At 64.5% G+C, this 17,332-nt stretch carries 18 protein-coding genes and 1 tRNA gene; 12 read left to right on the top strand and 7 right to left on the bottom strand.

Translation table 11 applies throughout. From position 1 onward, the window contains the following. Positions 1-79: 79 nt before the first annotated feature. The 4 genes from msrA to clpB form a co-directional block, all read right to left on the bottom strand. The gene (gene msrA / locus DKT70_RS07170; protein ID WP_072295699.1) at positions 80-586 is read right to left on the bottom strand and encodes a peptide-methionine (S)-S-oxide reductase MsrA; all 507 of its coding nucleotides are present in this window, start codon (positions 584-586) and stop codon (positions 80-82) included. A gap of 1 nt (position 587) precedes the next feature. Next, positions 588-1,028, bottom strand: a complete 441-nt coding sequence (gene msrB, locus DKT70_RS07165; protein ID WP_111558498.1) for a peptide-methionine (R)-S-oxide reductase MsrB — start codon at positions 1,026-1,028, stop codon at positions 588-590. A 66-nt stretch (positions 1,029-1,094) separates the two neighbouring features. Then, on the bottom strand, positions 1,095-2,063 hold the full coding sequence (locus tag DKT70_RS07160; RefSeq protein ID WP_111558497.1) for an NAD(P)H-dependent flavin oxidoreductase: 969 nt from the start codon (positions 2,061-2,063) through the stop codon (positions 1,095-1,097). 145 nt (positions 2,064-2,208) lie between these two features. Beyond that, positions 2,209-4,842, bottom strand: a complete 2,634-nt coding sequence (gene clpB, locus DKT70_RS07155) for an ATP-dependent chaperone ClpB (protein WP_111558496.1) — start codon at positions 4,840-4,842, stop codon at positions 2,209-2,211. 163 nt (positions 4,843-5,005) lie between these two features. Here clpB and pyrF point away from each other — a divergent pair, with 163 nt between their 5' ends. Together pyrF and DKT70_RS07145 are read left to right on the top strand one after the other, a co-directional pair. Beyond that, entirely contained in the window at positions 5,006-5,692 is a 687-nt protein-coding gene (gene pyrF, locus DKT70_RS07150) for an orotidine-5'-phosphate decarboxylase (RefSeq protein WP_111558495.1), read from the top strand. A 31-nt stretch (positions 5,693-5,723) separates the two neighbouring features. Further along, positions 5,724-6,437, top strand: a complete 714-nt coding sequence (locus DKT70_RS07145; RefSeq protein WP_146612599.1) for a DUF998 domain-containing protein — start codon at positions 5,724-5,726, stop codon at positions 6,435-6,437. Here the strand turns inward: DKT70_RS07145 and DKT70_RS07140 are convergent. Beyond that, positions 6,402-6,839: an NUDIX hydrolase gene (locus DKT70_RS07140; RefSeq protein ID WP_111558493.1), complete on the bottom strand. Its 438-nt coding sequence runs from the start codon at positions 6,837-6,839 to the stop codon at positions 6,402-6,404. The genes DKT70_RS07145 and DKT70_RS07140 overlap by 36 nt on opposite strands. Beyond that, positions 6,836-7,699, bottom strand: coding sequence for an N-formylglutamate amidohydrolase (locus DKT70_RS07135; protein WP_111558492.1), 864 nt, complete (start codon positions 7,697-7,699; stop codon positions 6,836-6,838). The genes DKT70_RS07140 and DKT70_RS07135 overlap by 4 nt, the downstream gene beginning before the upstream one ends. Positions 7,700-7,859: 160 nt before the next feature. On the opposite strand from DKT70_RS07135, the gene DKT70_RS07130 reads away from it, so the two are divergent. The 9 genes from DKT70_RS07130 (at position 7,860) to DKT70_RS07085 (ending at position 15,064) form a co-directional block, all read left to right on the top strand. Further along, positions 7,860-7,934 (top strand) — tRNA-Val (locus DKT70_RS07130). An 83-nt stretch (positions 7,935-8,017) separates the two neighbouring features. Continuing rightward, a complete protein-coding gene (ykgO, locus tag DKT70_RS07125; protein ID WP_072295706.1) occupies positions 8,018-8,143 on the top strand; it encodes a type B 50S ribosomal protein L36 in 126 nt (41 codons plus the stop codon). A 145-nt stretch (positions 8,144-8,288) separates the two neighbouring features. Continuing rightward, a complete protein-coding gene (locus DKT70_RS07120) occupies positions 8,289-8,747 on the top strand; it encodes a DUF1643 domain-containing protein (RefSeq protein WP_111558491.1) in 459 nt (152 codons plus the stop codon). 92 nt (positions 8,748-8,839) lie between these two features. After that, positions 8,840-9,778: a calcium-binding protein gene (locus tag DKT70_RS07110; protein ID WP_158529966.1), complete on the top strand. Its 939-nt coding sequence runs from the start codon at positions 8,840-8,842 to the stop codon at positions 9,776-9,778. A 158-nt stretch (positions 9,779-9,936) separates the two neighbouring features. Further along, positions 9,937-10,206, top strand: a complete 270-nt coding sequence (gene rpsO / locus DKT70_RS07105) for a 30S ribosomal protein S15 (RefSeq protein WP_072295708.1) — start codon at positions 9,937-9,939, stop codon at positions 10,204-10,206. Between the two features lie 229 nt (positions 10,207-10,435). Further along, entirely contained in the window at positions 10,436-12,577 is a 2,142-nt protein-coding gene (gene pnp, locus DKT70_RS07100) for a polyribonucleotide nucleotidyltransferase (protein WP_111558488.1), read from the top strand. A 67-nt stretch (positions 12,578-12,644) separates the two neighbouring features. Continuing rightward, positions 12,645-13,427, top strand: a complete 783-nt coding sequence (locus tag DKT70_RS07095) for a ribosome maturation factor RimM (RefSeq protein WP_111558487.1) — start codon at positions 12,645-12,647, stop codon at positions 13,425-13,427. A 51-nt stretch (positions 13,428-13,478) separates the two neighbouring features. Continuing rightward, positions 13,479-14,243, top strand: a complete 765-nt coding sequence (locus DKT70_RS07090; RefSeq protein WP_233490462.1) for a hypothetical protein — start codon at positions 13,479-13,481, stop codon at positions 14,241-14,243. After that, complete coding sequence (locus DKT70_RS07085) at positions 14,240-15,064, top strand: glycosyltransferase family 2 protein (protein WP_111558485.1); 825 nt, start codon at positions 14,240-14,242, stop codon at positions 15,062-15,064. Before DKT70_RS07090 ends, DKT70_RS07085 begins: the two co-directional genes overlap by 4 nt. On the opposite strand, the gene DKT70_RS07080 is transcribed toward DKT70_RS07085, so the two are convergent. Then, positions 15,065-15,721, bottom strand: coding sequence for a peroxiredoxin (locus DKT70_RS07080; RefSeq protein WP_111558484.1), 657 nt, complete (start codon positions 15,719-15,721; stop codon positions 15,065-15,067). It abuts the gene before it with no gap. Between the two features lie 145 nt (positions 15,722-15,866). Here DKT70_RS07080 and DKT70_RS07075 point away from each other — a divergent pair, with 145 nt between their 5' ends. Then, positions 15,867-17,318, top strand: coding sequence for an aldehyde dehydrogenase family protein (locus DKT70_RS07075; protein ID WP_111558483.1), 1,452 nt, complete (start codon positions 15,867-15,869; stop codon positions 17,316-17,318). The last annotated feature ends 14 nt before the right edge of the window (positions 17,319-17,332 follow it).

Here is a 17,332-nt window from a genome sequence, read left to right as displayed (position 1 = left end):
GCGGCGCCCCCCGGCCGTCGCGGGACGCAAAAGGCGCCCGGAACATGGTTCCGGGCGCCTTTCCTTCAGAGGGTGGCTGTCACTCGGCTGCGTCGCGCTTGGGAAGAACCCAATCGGGGCGCGGAAAGTGGCAGGTATAGCCGTTCGGGAACCGTTCCAGGTAATCCTGATGCTCGGGTTCGGCCTCCCAGAAATCGCCGACCGGTTCGACCTCGGTGACGACCTTGCCCGGCCAGATGCCGGACGCCTCGACATCGGCGATCGTGTCCAGCGCCACGGCCTTCTGATCCTCGGACGTGTAATAGATCGCCGAGCGATAGCTGAGGCCGATATCGTTGCCCTGCCGGTTCGGCGTGGTGGGGTCGTGGATCTGGAAGAAGAACTCCAGCAACCGGCGATAGCTGATCTGATCGGGATCGAAATTGATCTCGATCGCCTCGGCATGGGTGCCGTGGTTGCGATAGGTCGCATTGGGCACGTCGCCGCCGCTATAGCCGACGCGGGTCGAATGGACGCCCGGCAACCGCCGGATCAGGTCCTGCATGCCCCAGAAACATCCGCCTGCAAATACTGCGCGTTCGCTCATCTTATGCCTCCTTTGCCTGGTCCAGGTACTCACCGTAACCCTCGGCCTCCATCTGGTCCCGCGGCACGAAACGCAGCGAGGCCGAGTTGATGCAATAGCGCAGGCCCCCCGCCTCGGGTGGGCCGTCGGGGAAGACATGGCCCAGATGGCTGTCGCCATGGGTAGACCGCACCTCGGTGCGCACCATGCCGAAACTGACATCGCGATGTTCGGTCACGTTCTGCTGGATCGGCTTGGTGAAAGCCGGCCAGCCGCAGCCGGAATTGTATTTCGCGCCGCTGGCGAACAGCGGCTCGCCCGAGACGATGTCGACATAGATGCCGGGTTCGAAATGATGGTCGTATTCGCCGGTAAAGGCCCGTTCGGTGCCGTTTTCCTGCGTGACGCGATACTGCTCCGGCGTCAGCCGGTCAATCGCGTCCTGGCTTTTCTGATAGGCCAAGTTGTCCTCCGCGGATGGATGGCGTTCGGCCCCCTATATGGGGACCGAACTGCCGTTCCGCAAAGGTCAGAGGCGCGAAACTGCCTCTTTGGCGGCGTGATATTCGGTCGCAAGCCGGTCGATGCGCGTGGCTGCCGGTTCGACCGCGCGAACCGCCCCGATGCCCTGACCCGCGCCCCAGATCGTGGACCAGGCCTTGGGCTTTGACGACCCGTCCGAGAAGTTCATCGACGACGCATCCGCCGCCGCCAGATTGTCGGGGTCCAGCCCCGCCTTGCGGATCGACGGTGCCAGATAATTGCCTGACACGCCGGTAAACAGTGATGATGTGACGATATCCATCGCCCCGCTTTCCACGATCATCCGCTTGTAGTCATCCTGGGCATTCGCCTCCTCGGTAGCGATGAAGGGGCTGCCGATATAGGCCAGATCCGCCCCCATCACCTGCGCCGCCAGCACCGCGCGCCCGGTGGCGATGGACCCTGACAACAGCAGCGGCCCGTCGAACCATTCGCGGATCTCCTGTATTAGGGCAAAGGGCGATTGCGGGCCTGCGTGACCACCTGCGCCTGCGGCGACCGCGATCAGCCCGTCGGCGCCCTTCTCGATGGCCTTCTTCGCGAACATGTTGTTGATCACGTCATGCAGCGCAATGCCGCCGCAGTCATGGGCGGCCCGGTTGACCTCGACCCGGGCGCCAAGCGAAGTGATCCAGATCGGCACCTTGTGGCGGTGGCAGGTTTCCAGATCGCGCTCCAGCCGCGCATTGCTGCGATGGACGATCTGGTTCACCGCATAGGGGGCGGCAGGGCTGTCGGGATTGGCCTGGTTGTGCCGGTCCAACTCCTCAGTGATGCGCGTCAGCCAGGCGTCCAGCATCGACGGCTCGCCCTCCTTCTCGCGCGCGTTCAGGGCGGGAAAGCTGCCGACGATGCCCGCCTTGCATTGCGCGATGACCAGTTCCGGCCCGGAAACGATGAACATGGGCGACGCGACGACGGGAATGCGCAGGTTCTGCAGGATCGGTGGCAGCATTGGGTCCTCCCTCAAGGTTTGCGCAACGATGACCTGCGACCCGGTGGGGGGCAAGCCGTGACGCGGCGACAGGGCAGGGGCCTGCGCGATGGCAAAAGGCCCCGGATGCGATCCGGGGCCTTTCGATGCTGGCGGGGGCCGCCCGTCAGTGGATGGGCGCGTCGGGGCGCGGACCTTCGCCCACCGCGCCGATGCGCGCGCCCGCCTTGCCGATGCGGTCGGCCACCATCAGCCCGTCGGGACCGGCGCTGACTTTGACAGTGGCACCGTCCAGAACCTCGCCCGACAGCAGCAGTTCCGCCAAGGGGTCCTGCAAGGCGCGCTGGATCACGCGCTTCAACGGGCGTGCCCCGAAGACCGGGTCATAGCCCTGATCGGCCAGCCAGGTCCGGGCGGCATCGTCCAGATCCAGCGTGATCTTGCGCGCGGCAAGGCGCCGTTCCAGCCGGGCCAGCTGAACCGTGACGATCCCGTCCATGTTCGACCGCGACAGGCGGCGGAAGATGATGATCTCGTCCAGGCGGTTCAGGAACTCGGGGCGGAAATGGCTGCGGACGGCCTCCATGACGTGATGGCGGGCCTCGGTGGCGTCCTGATCCTCGGGCAGATGCGACAGCGCCTGCGACCCGAGGTTCGAGGTCAGGATGATCAGCGTCTGCTTGAAATCTACCGTCCGGCCTTGGCCGTCGGTCAGAACGCCGTCGTCCAGCACCTGCAGCAGCACGTTGAACACGTCCGGATGCGCCTTTTCGACCTCGTCGAACAGGATCACCTGATAGGGACGCCGACGCACCGCCTCGGTCAGGACGCCGCCTTCGTCATAGCCGACATAGCCCGGAGGCGCGCCGATCAGCCGGGCCACGGAATGTTTTTCCATGAACTCGGACATGTCGATCCGGACCATCGCGCTGTCATCGTCAAACATGTATTCGGCCAGCGCTTTGGTCAGCTCGGTCTTGCCGACGCCGGTGGGGCCAAGGAACAGGAAGGACCCAAGCGGTCGGTTTTCGTCGTTCAGCCCGGCGCGGGCGCGGCGGACGGCATTGCTGACCGCCGTCACGGCCTCCTGCTGGCCGATCACGCGCTTGCCGATCTGCTGTTCCATCTTCAGCAGCTTGTCGCGTTCCCCCTCCAGCATCTTGGCGGTGGGGATGCCGGTCCAGCGTTCGACGACCTCGGCGATCTGCTCGGGGCGGACGGCTTCCTCGACCATCAGGCCGTCGGTCGCCTCGACGTCGGCCAGCTGCTTTTCCAGGCCGGGGATGATGCCATAGGACAGTTCGCCCGCGCGGGCCAGATTGCCCTCGCGCTTGGCCTGGTCCAGTTCGGCCCGCGCACGGTCCAGCTGTTCGCCCAGGTTGCGCGACCCTTCCAGCCGGTCGCGTTCGGCCTGCCAGCGGGCGGTCATTTCCGCGCTGCGTTCCTGGATGTCGGACAGGTCCTTTTCCAGCCGTTCCAGACGATCGCGGGACGCGGCGTCGTCCTCCTTCTTCAGGGCCTCGGCCTCGATCTGCATCTGCAGGATCTGGCGATCCAGCTGATCCAGCTCCTCGGGCTTGCTGTCGACTTCCATCCGCAAGCGCGACGAGGCTTCGTCCACCAAATCGATCGCTTTGTCGGGCAGGAAGCGGTCGGTGATATAGCGGTGGGACAGCTGGGCAGCGGCGACCAGCGCGGCATCGCTGATGCGAACCCCGTGGTGCAGCTCGTATTTCTCCTTGATGCCGCGCAGGATGCTGATCGTGTCCTCGACCGTGGGTTCTGCGATCATCACCGGCTGGAAGCGACGGGCCAGGGCCGCGTCCTTTTCGATATACTTGCGGTATTCGTCCAGCGTCGTGGCGCCCACGCAATGCAGTTCCCCCCGGGCAAGCGCAGGCTTGATCAGGTTGGCGGCATCCATGGCCCCATCGGTCTTGCCGGCACCCACAAGGGTGTGCAGTTCGTCGATGAAGAGGACGATCTCACCGTCCGCGGATTCGATTTCCTTGAGGATCGACTTCAGCCGTTCCTCGAAATCGCCGCGATATTTGGCACCGGCGATCAACGCGCCCATGTCCAGCGCCATCAGGCGCTTGTCGCGCAGGGATTCGGGCACATCGCCGTCGATGATGCGCAGGGCCAGCCCTTCGGCGATGGCAGTCTTGCCGACGCCGGGTTCGCCGATCAGCACGGGGTTGTTCTTCGTGCGGCGCGACAGGACCTGCATGGCGCGGCGGATTTCCTCGTCGCGGCCGATGATCGGGTCGATCTTGCCGTCGCGGGCGGCTTGGGTCAGGTCGCGGGCGTATTTCTCCAGCGCCTCATAGCTGTCCTCGGCGGATGCCGTGTCGGCGGTGCGGCCCTTGCGGATGTCGTTGATGGCCGCGTTCAGGGCCTGCGCATTGACGCCACCGGCGCTCAGCGCATCGCGGGCCGAGGTGTTGACCATGGCCAACGCCATCAGCACGCGTTCAGCGGGCACGAAGCTGTCACCGGCCTTCTTGGCCAGCTTTTCGGCCTCGTCCAAGACACGCACCATGGACGGATCGACATAGACCTGGCCGCTGCCACCCGATACCTTGGGCTGCTTGGCCACCGCCTGATCGACGGCAACCCGCACGGCCTGGGCATCCCCCCCCGACCGGGTGATCAGGTTCGAGGCCAGCCCCTGGTCGTCATCCATCAGGGCTTTCAGCAGATGTTCGGGCATGACGCGCTGCTGGCCTTCGCGCATCGCGATGGTCTGGGCGGATTGCAGGAAGCCGCGCGACCGTTCCGTGAACTTTTCCATGTTCATCGGGCATTCTCCATTCTTGGTTAGCCCCCGAGTGCCGGACGCCCGCGTTCGGCACGTCCCCGTTCGGGTCTTCACGATAAGAAATGGGATATTTCCGGACGCTTTCAAGAACGCCGCGTTCATGTCATAACGCCGCGATTTTGCGGAAATAAGGGGACAGGCGATGGATGACAGGTTGATCGTGGCACTGGACGTGCCGGACGCGTTGGCGGGGCTGGCGCTGGCAGAAAAGCTGGGCGATGCGGTGGGCTTCTACAAGATCGGGCTGGGGATGCTGACCGGCGGTGGCTTGGCGCTGGCCAACGAGCTGAAGCAGGAACACGGCAAGCGCATCTTTCTGGACATGAAGCTGTTCGACATCGGCGCCACGGTCGAGGCGGCGGTCCGCGGTCTGGCGCAATATGACATCGACTTCCTGACCGTGCATGGGGACCCGCATGTGGTGCGCGCCGCCAAGCAAGGTGCCGCGGGCAGCAAGATGCAGATTCTGGGCGTCACCATCCTCACCTCGCTCGAACGGGCCGATCTGGACGCGGGGATGATGCAGGCGGGCGATCTGCACGACATCACCGTCGAACGCGCCGCCCGCGCCTTCGAGGCCGGGGCCGATGGCATCATCTGTTCCCCGCGCGAGGCGCAGGCCATCCGCGCCCTGCCGGATGCGCGGCTGATCATCACGCCGGGCGTGCGGCCAAGCGGTGCCTCGCTGGGCGATCAGAAACGGGTCGAGACCCCGGCCAGCGCCATCGCTGCCGGCGCCGATCACATCGTGGTGGGCCGCCCCGTCTGGCAGGCCGCCGATCCGCGTGCCGCCGCCCAGGCCATCCTGTCGGAAATCCGGGCGCATTGACCCCGTCCGTCCCCTTTGCCACCATCGCGCCATGGCAAGGGGGACGGGCATGGATGATGGCGGCGCGCAGAAGGCGCAGAACGATCTGGTCCTGTCCTTTCTGGCCGTGCGCCGCGCCATCGGCGGTCTTGGCTATTTCCTGCCCGTCTCGCTGATGGTCTTTGCCATCCTGACGGGGCGAGGGCTGGGGACCAGCATCTCTGCCTATTATTATTCCCCCATGCGCGACGTCTTTGTCGGCACCTTGATCGCGCAGGCGGTCTTTTTGTGGAGCTATGAGGGTTTCCGCCCCCGCGCGGGTGAAATCGTCTCGGACTGGCTGACGGCGCGGGTTGCGGCCGTCGCCGCCGCCCTGATCGCATTGTCCCCGACCAGCGGCCCCGATATCCCCTGCACCCTGCTGCAATGCGTGCTGGGTCCGGTCGTCGCGGGTTGGCTGCATCTTGTCGCCGCGGCGGTGTTCTTTCTGGCGCTGGCGGTCTTTTGCCTGGTGCTGTTCGTCAGGGGCCAAGAAGACAGCGCCGAAAAGCGGGCCTCGAACCGGATCTATCGTCTGTGCGGCTGGGTGATCCTGGTCAGCATCGGCCTGATCGGGGTGATGTTCCTGACCGGGCTGGACCAGCGACTGGCATTTTTGCGGCCGGTCTTCGTGCTGGAAACCGCGGCGACCTTTGCCTTTGCGACGAGCTGGGCGGTCAAGGGCGATGCCCTAGGGCCGCTGGTGCGGGGCATGGCCCGACCCTAGGATCCAGTCGCAGAAATGCGGGATGCGTCGGGGATGGGCCAGGTAATCGGCCATGGGCATCATCCGCCATTCCTGTCCCTCGTCGCCGAATCGGATCGCGGCGATCTGTGCGGCGGTCAGGGTGCCGGTGAACAGCCAGGATTGCATGCGCGGGTCCTGGAAGGATGCGAATGCGTGGCCGGTCAGCCCATCCGCAGGCAGGTGCAGGGCGAATTCCTCGTGCAGTTCCCGCAGGGCGCAGGCGAGGGGGCTTTCGTTTCCTTCCCGCCCGCCGCCCGGCAGGTCCCAATGGGCGGGAAAGGGGATGCCAGCGTCGTCGTCGCGCAGATAGACCAGCATCGAGGCCCCATGGGTCAGCAGCAGCTTGGCGCCGTGGAATGGGGGGCTGCCGGTTCCGGTCATTCCGCCGCGATGCGCCCGCCGCTGAGATCGGTGGTCAGGCTGGCCAGCCGCGCGATGACCTGTTCGATCCGCGCGGCGAAAAGGTCGAAATCGGGGCGCGGCGTGATTGCACGTTCGTTCATGTAGAGCGAGCGGTCGATCTCCAGCTGGACGACATGGATGTTCTGCGCAGGCCGCCCATAGGCCGAACAGATATAGGCGCCGGAAAAGGGCGAATTGCGGCGGATGCGCCAGCCACCATCCTCGACCGCCCGGCAGACCGCATCCGACACGCGGGCCGAGGCGGACAGCCCGTGGCGGTTGCCCAGCACCATGTCGGGACGCAGGCCCTGCAGATGGGTCAGGGAATCATGGGGCATGGAATGCATGTCGATCAGGATCGCCTGTCCGAATCGCGTCCGCGCCTCCGAGATCAGCGCGCCAAGCGCCTGGTGATAGGGCCGCCAGCAGAGATCGATGCGGCGTTCGGCCTCGGCGCGGTCCATGGGCGCGTCATGAATCACCCGGCCCTGCGACACGACACGGGGAATCACGCCCAGACCCGCAAGGGTGCGCTGGTTCAGCGGATGACGCGGCACGCCGCGCACGATCACCGGGTCGATTTCATCCGCGCCGCGATTAAGGTCCACGATGCAACGCGGCACGCGCGAGGCGAGCGTCACCGCGCCGTAACGCGATGCAGGTGCTATCAGCCTGTCCACAAAGGCATCTTCCGAGGACCGCAGGGTGCTGACGGGCAGCCTGGTATCTTTCAGGAACCAGTCCGGATAGTCGCATCCCGAATGCGGAGAGGCGAAGATCACCCCGCTCAGCCACGAATCGGGGCGGGTCAGAACAAAGGGCGGTTCAGGCTGTGACACGGGACAGACCTCGTCATCAGTCGCAATAAACTATATAAACCTGAAAAACTTGCTGCCGATAGGTCTTGAATACCCCCGGCACCCCCGTTATAGACCTGCGGACCAAGAGGCGCTGAGACGGCATCCAGACGGAAGCGGGACCGGTTCTTCACGGCAGCGTGGGCGGTTAGCTCAGCGGTAGAGCACTACGTTGACATCGTAGTGGCCACTGGTTCGATCCCAGTACCGCCCACCATAAATTTTTCGCCGCCCCTGGCAAGCGTCGGGGGCATTCGTTTTCCTGGCGGCTGCGATGCGCCGCGATGATGGAGAAGACCGATGAAGGTTCGCAACTCGCTCCGCTCGCTCAAGAGCCGGCACCGTGACTGCCAAATCGTGCGCCGCAAAGGCCGCGTCTACGTGATCAACAAGACCAACCGCCGCTTCAAGGCCCGCCAGGGCTGATCGGCGCGGGTCTTGCCGGGATGACCGGCAGATCGCGGAAAACGATCCGAACAGACCCGCCCCTTAAGGCGGGTTTTTTCATGTCCGGAAAGGATCGCGGATGATTCGCTAAACCCATCAGGTCGCAGCCACCCGGTCCGAGGCGATCTGGTCGCCCTGCCGGACCTATCGCTATGCGCTGACGCGGCGATGGAGTGACGGGCCGGGCTTGGGCATCGTGATGCTGAACCCCTCGACCGCCGACGCCTTTCGCAACGATCCCACCGTCGAACGCTGCGAGCGTCGGGCGCGCGCCCTGGGCTATGGCGCCTTTCGGGTGGTAAACCTTTTTGCCTTCTGCGCGACCGATCCTCGTGATCTGCGCCGTGCCGATGCGCCGGTGGGACCCGGTAATGACGATGTCCTGCAAGAGACCGCCGCATGGTCGCAGGCCGTCCTGTGCGGCTGGGGTGTACATGGCGCGCATCTGGGGCGTGGGAACCGGGTCGAATCACTGCTGCGGGCGACGGGGGTGCCTCTTTGTCATCTGGGTCTGACCCGGGACGGCATGCCCCGCCATCCGCTCTACGTTGCCTATCGGCAGGGTCCGGTGGCATGGCGTTAAGTTTTTATTAATTATTCGGTTCTGGGACGGGCTTCCGCTGCGTATCATGCAAGGCATCGGCATGTTGCCGGTCGTGTGTGGGGTCCGTGTCGATGCTGTTCATAGGTGGTATTCTCAGTTTGATGATGGCGGGGCTGATGGTGGATCTGAGCGCGTTGACCTCGTCCACCGCCGAAGACGACGAGGACCCCGATGCCACCCCAGAGGATGACGGCGAACTGCCCCCCATCCTGCCCGAACCAGAGCCCGAACCCGAACCTGTCGATCCGGCCCCCGTCGAGGAACCCGCGCAGGCTTTGGGCAGCAATCAGGCCGACATGCTGATGGGAACGCCGCTGGGCGACGTGATCAGCGGTTATGACGGTGATGACGATCTGCGCGGGGGACTGGGCGACGACCTGATTCAGGGGGGTGACGGGGATGACTGGGTGCAGGGCGACGGCGCCTATGGCCTGGGCGGAGCCGACACGATCGAGGGCGGTGCGGGCGACGACATGCTGGCGGGGCAGGGGGGCGACGACCTCATCTATGGTGATTCGGGCGACGACACGCTGTTTGGCGGCGAAGGGCGGGACACGCTGTTCGGTGGCGCGGGCGACGATATCCTGGCCGGACACGAAGGCGATGACCTGCTTGTTTCGACCGGGGGCGGCGATGATCTGGATGGCGGGGCGGGGAATGACGTGCTGATCGGCCATGACGGTCCAGAAACCGTCTGGATGAATGGCGGCGATGGCGACGACACGCTGATGCCGGGCGCGCATGATTTCGTTTCGGGCAATGATGGCGGCGACAGCTTTGTTTTGCGCGACACCCCCGAAGGTTTCCCCACGATCGCCGATTTCGACGCCGACCGGGACCAGATCGAACTGCACCTGAATGCCGATGACGCCCAGAATGCCGAAGTGACGCTGGAGCGGGATCAGGACGGCACCTATCTGCTATCGGTCAATGGCCATCCGGTTGGACGGCTGTTGCAGGATGGCGGGCTGGACGTAGCCGACGTGCGGATCGTCACACCCTTGGGCTGATTTTCCGCACCCGTGCACGCCGGGGCTTTCCTTTTTGCCGGGCCTGTCCTATACGCGCGCATCCGCCGGGCACCCCGTGTCCGGCTGACGACTTCATGGGCCTGTGCTGGACGACATCCCGGCCTGCGCCATCACCCCTAATCCGGAAGGAGATCCCGATGTCGATCACCGTCGAAGAAAAAGCCCGCCTGATCAAGGAATTCGGTACCAAGGAAGGTGACACCGGTTCGCCCGAAGTCCAGGTCGCGATCCTGACCTCGCGCATCACCACCCTGACCGAGCATTTCAAGTCGCACAAGAAAGACAACCACTCGCGTCGTGGTCTGTTGATGATGGTCGCACAGCGCCGCAAGCTGCTGGACTATCTGAAGGGCAAGGAAGAAGCACGCTATACCGACCTGATCGGCAAGCTGGGCATCCGCCGCTAATCATTTCCGATCATTCGGAAGGGGAACGCCCGCAGCGAAAGCTGCGGGCGTTCTTCATTGGCCCATCCCTGCCACCCACTTCCCAAACAGCGCGTTTTCCTGTATCTGCCGTCCATCTGCGACGTGAGGTCCAGCCCCGGGGCACATGCAAAGGATAGGGGCGGCGGCAATGGGGCCGCCATATGACACGGGGTGACCGGAGGGCCGGAACACTCCCAGAGGAAATCAGATGTTTGATGTAGTGAAGAAATCGATCCAGTGGGGCCAGGAAACCCTGACGCTGGAAACGGGCAAGGTTGCCCGTCAGGCCGACGGCAGCGTCATCGCCACCCTGGGCGAGACCAGCGTCATGGCCAACGTCACCTTCGCGAAGGAACCCAAGCCCGGGCAGGATTTCTTCCCGCTGACGGTTCACTATCAGGAAAAATACTATGCCGCCGGCAAGGTGCCGGGCGGTTTCTTCAAGCGCGAGGCACGTCCGACCGAAAAGGAAACGCTGACCGCGCGCCTGATCGACCGTCCGATCCGCCCGCTGTTCGCACCCGGCTTCAAGCATGAAGTGCTGGTCATGTGCACCGTGCTGAGCCACGATCTGGTCAATGATCCCGACATGGTCGCGATGATCGCCGCATCCGCTGCGCTGACGATCTCGGGCGTGCCGTTCATGGGCCCCATCGGTGCGGCCCGCGTCGGCTTCGCCAATGGCGAATACGTGCTGAACCCCGAGGTTCAGGACATGGACCAGCTGCGCAACAATCCTGAACAGCGTCTGGATCTGGTCGTCGCCGGCACCAAGGACGCCGTGATGATGGTCGAATCCGAAGCCTATGAGCTGTCGGAAGCCGAAATGCTGGGCGCCGTGAAATTCGGTCATGACGCCATCCAGCCGGTCATCGACCTGATCATCGATCTGGCCGAAGACGCCGCGAAAGAGCCCTTCGACTTCCAGTCGCCGGACTACAGCGCGCTCTACAACCGCGTGAAATCCATCGGCGAGGCCGACATGCGCGCCGCCTATGCGATCCGCGACAAGTCGGACCGTCAGGACGCGATTGCCGCTGCCAAGGCAAAGGTCAAGGAGCAGCTTTCCGAGGACGAGTTGGCCGACGCCAACCTCGGTTCGGCGCTGAAGAAGCTGGAATCGGGCATCCTGCGCGGTGACATCATCAGCGGCGGCGCCCGCATCGACGGCCGCGACACCAAGACCGTCCGCCCGATCGTCAGCGAAGTCGGCATCCTGCCGCGCACCCACGGTTCGGCGCTGTTCACCCGCGGCGAGACGCAGGGCCTGGTCGTGACCACGCTCGGCACCGGCGATGACGAACAGATCATCGACGCGCTGCACGGCAACTATCGTTCGAACTTCATGCTGCACTATAACTTCCCGCCCTATTCGGTCGGTGAGGTCGGTCGCGTGGGTTCGCCCGGTCGTCGCGAAATCGGCCACGGCAAGCTGGCATGGCGCGCCCTGCAGGCGGTTCTGCCGGCGGCGACGGACTTCCCCTATACCATCCGCGTCGTCTCCGAGATCACCGAATCAAACGGCTCGTCGTCCATGGCTTCGGTCTGTGGCGGTTCGCTGTCGATGATGGATGCGGGCGTTCCGCTGAAGGCACCGGTCGCCGGTGTCGCCATGGGTCTGATCCTGGAAGACGACGGCCGCTTCGCCGTTCTGACCGACATCCTGGGTGACGAAGACCACCTGGGCGACATGGACTTCAAGGTGGCGGGGACCGAAAACGGCATCACGTCGCTGCAGATGGACATCAAGGTCGCGGGCATCACGCCCGAGATCATGGAACAGGCGCTGGCACAGGCTAAGGATGGCCGCATGCACATCCTGTCCGAGATGTCGAAGGCCCTGACCGAAGGTCGCCAGGAATTCAGCGCCCACGCCCCGCGCATCGAGACGATGCAGATCCCGACCGACAAGATCCGTGAAGTGATCGGCTCGGGCGGCAAGGTCATCCGCGAGATCGTGGAAGTCTCGGGCGCCAAGGTCGACATCAATGACGAAGGGATCATCAAGATCGCCTCGGCCAATGGTGAGTCGATCAAGAAGGCCTATGACATGATCTATTCGATCGTGGCCGAGCCGGAAGAAGGCAAGATCTATACCGGCAAGGTCGTCAAGCTGGTCGATTTCGGTGCCTTCGTGAACTTCTTCGGCAAGCGTGACGGGCTGGTGCATGTCAGCCAGATCGCGAACCGTCGTCTGGGTCACCCCAACGAGATCCTGAAAGAGGGTCAGGAGGTCAAGGTCAAGCTGCTGGGCTTCGACGATCGTGGCAAGGTCCGCCTTGGCATGAAGATGGTCGACCAGGAAACCGGCGCCGAGATCGACGAAAACGCCGAAGAAGCGAACGCCTGATCTGCAAGATACGGCCGGCCACATCGTGGCCGGCCGTTTTTTCATCCAGCGAGCAAGGATCATGACTTTGCGTGAACTCGCTACCCTGTGGATCGGCGGGGCCTTGGGCCTGATGGAGATTGCCAGCCTGAATTCATTGATGCGTCTGGGGCACCCCGTGACGCTTTACAGCTATGCCCCCATTCCCAACGTCCCCGACGGCGTGACCACGCGCGACGCGGCCGAAGTCATGTCCGGGTCCAGGATCCTGGTCTATCGCGACAAGCGCAAGCCCAGTCCAGCCCTGCACGCCAACCTGTTCCGCTATGCACTGCTGAAGACGACCGATGCGACCTGGGTCGATCTGGACATCATTGGCCTGCGCCCGATGCCCGACGGCGACTATGTCATGGGGTTCGAGACCGGTCGCTCGGTCAACAATGCCGTCCTGCGACTTCCGCGCCGATCGCCCACATTGCAGGATCTGTGTCGGTTTTCGCCGTCGACCCGCGGCGTCGCCCCCCACATCACCGGCGCGCGGCGGTTGAAATACTGGGTGCGCACCCTGGGGCAGGGTTACCCGATCGAGAAATGGGCCTGGGGCAGTACGGGCCCCAAGGCGCTGACGATCTATCTGACCCAGCATGACGAACTGCACCATGCCCTGCCACCGGCCGCATTCTACCCCATCGACGTGCATGATCATGGTCAGTTCCTGGAGCCCGGGCGGTGGCGACTGTCCGATTTCGGCACGGACACCATCTGCCTGCATCTGTGGGGCAGCCGAATCCGCAAGACCCTGCAGGAGGACCATGACGGCAAGGTTCCCGCAGGCAGCCTTTATGCCGAGATCCTGAACGCCTATCTATGACCCGAACACGAGTCCCTTGCGATGACAGATGATCCCCTCCTGATTTTGACGATGAAATGGGGCACGCTTTACAGCAGTGACGATGTGAACCGGCTGGCGGCGCAGGTCCGGCGGCATCTGGCGCGCCCGCATCGCTTCATCTGTTTCACCGATGACGCCACGGGCCTTGATCCGCAGGTCGAGGCGCTGCCGCTGCCCGAGCTGGGGCTGCCGCAGGGGCATTCCGACACGCGCTGGCGCAAGCTCGGGCTGTTCCGGCGCGATCTGGGCGGCCCCAATGCGTCCCTGTCGGGGACGGCGCTGTTTCTGGACATCGACCTGGTGGTGGTGGACGACCTGGCGCCGTTCTTCGACCTGCCGGGCGATTTCCTCATCATCCGCGACGACGACCTGTTCCGGGCAAAGCCCCTGCGCCGCATCAATCCGGGGCGCGACCGGTTTCTGCACAGCGTCGGCAATTCCAGCGTCTTCCGGTATCGGATTGGGGACCATGCCTATGTCCTGGACGCCTATCTGGCCGATCCCGCCGCAGCGACCGCAGGATACGAAATCAGCCAGCAGTTCCAGTCGGCGCAGCTGGCCGCGCGTGGGCATCTGCATTACTGGCCCAAGGGTTGGTGCGTCAGCTTCAAAAACGACTGCGTGCCGCGCAATCTTCTGTCCTATCTGCGCGATCCGGCCATGCCCGAAGGGGCCAAGATCGTCTTGTTCGCGGGCGCCCCCAAGATGGAGGACGTCTTTGCCGGGCGCGGCCACAAATGGTACCGCCGCATCGGGGATATCGGCTGGCTGCGCCGCGCGTGGGAAAACCCATGATCCGCGATGCGTTCCGCCGCTTCAAGCGGCGCCGCCGCCAAGCCCGCGCCGTGGCCGAAATAGACGGGCGGCCCGATCGTGCGGGTCGTCCGCATGGCTTACCCGCTCCGCTGATCGTGTCATTGACCAGCTATCCCGCGCGCTTTGGGACACTGGCACCGACCTTGCAGGCCCTGACGCGCCAGACCGTTCAGCCGGACCGGGTGATCCTGTGGCTGGACGACGAAGACCATGCCCATCTTCCGCCCGAGATTGCCGGGATGGACCGGTTGGAGATCCGGACCTGCGCGTCCTGGCGGTCCTACAAGAAGATCGTGCCGACGCTGTTGGCCCATCCTGACGCCTTCATCGCGACGGCGGATGACGACCTCTACTATCCCGCCGACTGGCTGGAGCGGCTGGTGGCTGCCGCGCAAGCTGGGGCAGGCGTCGCCTGCCTGCGCGCCCATCGCGTGACGATGACGGGTAGCCGGCCCGCCGGATACGAAGACTGGGATCACAACCTGCAATCGCCCGAAACCGGGCCGCTGGTCTTTCCAACCGGCGTGTCGGGGGTGATCTATGCGCCGGGGGTGTTTCACCCGGACGTAACGCGCGACGACCTGTTCATGCGGCTGGCGCCGGGGGCCGATGACATCTGGCTGTACTGGATGCACCGGATGGCCGGTTCACGGCCCGCCAAGATCGGGGAACGCGCCCGGATCCTGGAATGGGAAAGCAGCCAAGCAGTCAGCCTGCGGTCGGTGAACCGCCCCGCCCAAGGGCAGGGCGGCAATGACCGTGCCATCGCCGCCCTGCTGGGTCAATATGGCTGGCCGTGATCAGGCCGGGTCCTTGGCATAGCGCAGATAGGGCAGCTTGATGTCCAGGGGGCCAAATTTTTCCTCGGCTGCCTTGTCGTCCAGCGACAGGGCGACGATCACGTCCTGACCCGGCACCCAGTTGGCCGGCGTCGCGATCGGCACGCCATCGGTCTTGCGCACCGCGTCCAGCGCCCGCAGAATCTCGGCAAAGTTGCGGCCGACCGACATCGGATAGGTCATCGTCAGGCGGACCTTCTTGTCCGGCCCGATGATGAAGACCGTGCGCACGGTGGCCGAATGGGCGGGGGTGCGGCCCTCGGTCGGCAGATAGTATTCGGCGGGCAGCATGTCATAGGCCTTGGCCACCGTCAGGTCGCTGTCGTCGATGATGGCGAAATTGGCCGGTGCACCCGCGACCTTCGAGATGTCGGATTTCCATTTCTGGTGGTCATCGACGCTGTCCACGGACACGCCCAGAACCTTGGTGCCTCGCTTCTCGAACTCGGGTGCCAGCTGGGCGACGGCGCCGAATTCCGTGGTGCAGACCGGCGTGAAGTCGCGCGGATGGCTGAAGACGATCGCATAGCTGTCGCCGATCCAGTCGTGGAAGCTGATCTGCCCTTCGGTCGAATCGGCGGTGAAATCGGGGGCGATGTCATTGATGCGCAGGGACATGCGGTGTCCTTTCCATGGGTTGCGTTGGCTTCAACATAAGCAGCCCTTTCGGGAATGCCAGTGGTCGATCCGCCCTGCATCGCGGGCTTGCGGCGGCGGGGCGGCGGTGACAGGCTGTGCCCCAATCATGGAGCAGGAGAGTCCGATGTCCCAGGTTCTGGACAAGCGCAAATTCTTTATCGACGGCGCATGGGTGGCCCCCGCGACCGCGCGCGACCTCGAGGTGATCGACCCCTCGACCGAGGAAGCCGTCGCCGTCATCAGCCTGGGCGACCAGGCCGATACCGACGCCGCCGTCGCCGCCGCCAAGCGTGCCTTCCCGGCATGGTCCGCCACGCCGCCCGCCGAACGCCTGGCGAAGGTCGAGCAGATCCTCGAGATCTATCAGAAGCGGGCCGAGGACATGGCTTGGGCCATCAGCCATGAAATGGGCGCGCCGGCCGAGATGTCGCTGAACAACCAGGTCGCCAGCGGCACCTTCCACATCACCAATTTCATCGACGCCTTCCGCGACTTCCAGTTCGTGCGGCCCTTGGGGGATCATGCGCCCACCACGATGATATCCTGGGAACCGGTCGGGGTGGTGGGGCTGATCACGCCTTGGAACTGGCCGATGAACCAGGTGACGCTGAAGGTCATCCCGGCGCTGCTGGCGGGCAATACCTGCGTGCTGAAACCATCCGAGATCGCGCCGCTGAGTTCCATCGTCTTCGCCGAGATCCTGGAGGAGGCGGGCCTGCCCAAGGGCGTCTTCAACATGGTCCATGGCGATGGTCCGGGCGTCGGCACGCAACTGTCCACCCATGACGATGTCGAGATGATCAGCTTTACCGGATCGACCCGCGCGGGCATCGCCATCACCAAGGCGGCCGCCGACAGCCTGAAGAAGGTGGTGCTGGAACTGGGCGGCAAGGGCGCCAACATCGTCTTTGCCGATGCCGACGATGCGGCGGTCGCCCGCGGCGCCAAGCATTGCTTCAACAATACCGGTCAGTCCTGCAACGCACCCACCCGCATGCTGGTCGAGCGTTCGGCCTATGACCGCGCGGTCGAGGTCGCCACGCAGGTCGCCAACGACACCAAGGTCGCCAGCGCCCATGCCGATGGCCGCCATATCGGTCCCGTCATCAGCAAGGGCCAATGGGACAAGATCCAAGGGTTGATCCAGAAGGGCATCGATGAAGGCGCACGCCTGACCGCTGGCGGCACCGGCCTGCCCGAAGGCGTCAACCGCGGCTATTTCGTCCGCCCGACGGTCTTTGCCGATGTGACGAACGAAATGACCATCGCGCGCGAGGAGATCTTTGGTCCCGTCCTGTCGATCATCCCCTTCGAGGATGAGGAGGAGGCCATCCGCATCGCCAATGACACGCCATATGGTCTGACGAACTATGTCCAGTCGCAGGACGGCGCCAAGCGCAACCGCGTCGCGCGTCAGCTGCGCGCGGGCATGGTCGAGATGAACGGTGAGTCGCGCGGGGCCGGGGCGCCTTTTGGCGGGGTCAAGAAATCGGGCCGTGCGCGCGAAGGCGGGATCATGGGGCTGGAGGAGTTCATGGACAGCAAGGCCATCAGCGGTTGGGACCGCGACGCCTGATCACGGCCTGTTCC

The sequence above is a fragment of the Paracoccus sediminilitoris genome, from assembly GCF_003259195.1.
Classification (GTDB): domain Bacteria; phylum Pseudomonadota; class Alphaproteobacteria; order Rhodobacterales; family Rhodobacteraceae; genus Paracoccus; species Paracoccus sediminilitoris.
The sequence above is the reverse complement of the archived record's forward strand: the minus strand, read 5'-3'. Positions and strand labels throughout refer to the sequence as shown.

Coding starts and splice junctions, on each gene's coding strand:
- DKT70_RS07140 (WP_111558493.1), bottom strand. CDS start 6,839: ATGACCGGAACCGGCAGCCCCCCATTCCACGGCGCCAAGCTGCTGCTG.
- DKT70_RS07160 (WP_111558497.1), bottom strand. CDS start 2,063: ATGCTGCCACCGATCCTGCAGAACCTGCGCATTCCCGTCGTCGCGTCG.
- DKT70_RS07090 (WP_233490462.1), top strand. CDS start 13,479: ATGAAATGGGGCACGCTTTACAGCAGTGACGATGTGAACCGGCTGGCG.
- msrA (WP_072295699.1), bottom strand. CDS start 586: ATGAGCGAACGCGCAGTATTTGCAGGCGGATGTTTCTGGGGCATGCAG.
- rpsO (WP_072295708.1), top strand. CDS start 9,937: ATGTCGATCACCGTCGAAGAAAAAGCCCGCCTGATCAAGGAATTCGGT.
- pyrF (WP_111558495.1), top strand. CDS start 5,006: ATGGATGACAGGTTGATCGTGGCACTGGACGTGCCGGACGCGTTGGCG.
- ykgO (WP_072295706.1), top strand. CDS start 8,018: ATGAAGGTTCGCAACTCGCTCCGCTCGCTCAAGAGCCGGCACCGTGAC.
- DKT70_RS07085 (WP_111558485.1), top strand. CDS start 14,240: ATGATCCGCGATGCGTTCCGCCGCTTCAAGCGGCGCCGCCGCCAAGCC.
- DKT70_RS07080 (WP_111558484.1), bottom strand. CDS start 15,721: ATGTCCCTGCGCATCAATGACATCGCCCCCGATTTCACCGCCGATTCG.
- DKT70_RS07110 (WP_158529966.1), top strand. CDS start 8,840: ATGCTGTTCATAGGTGGTATTCTCAGTTTGATGATGGCGGGGCTGATG.
- clpB (WP_111558496.1), bottom strand. CDS start 4,842: ATGAACATGGAAAAGTTCACGGAACGGTCGCGCGGCTTCCTGCAATCC.
- DKT70_RS07075 (WP_111558483.1), top strand. CDS start 15,867: ATGTCCCAGGTTCTGGACAAGCGCAAATTCTTTATCGACGGCGCATGG.
- DKT70_RS07145 (WP_146612599.1), top strand. CDS start 5,724: ATGGCAAGGGGGACGGGCATGGATGATGGCGGCGCGCAGAAGGCGCAG.
- pnp (WP_111558488.1), top strand. CDS start 10,436: ATGTTTGATGTAGTGAAGAAATCGATCCAGTGGGGCCAGGAAACCCTG.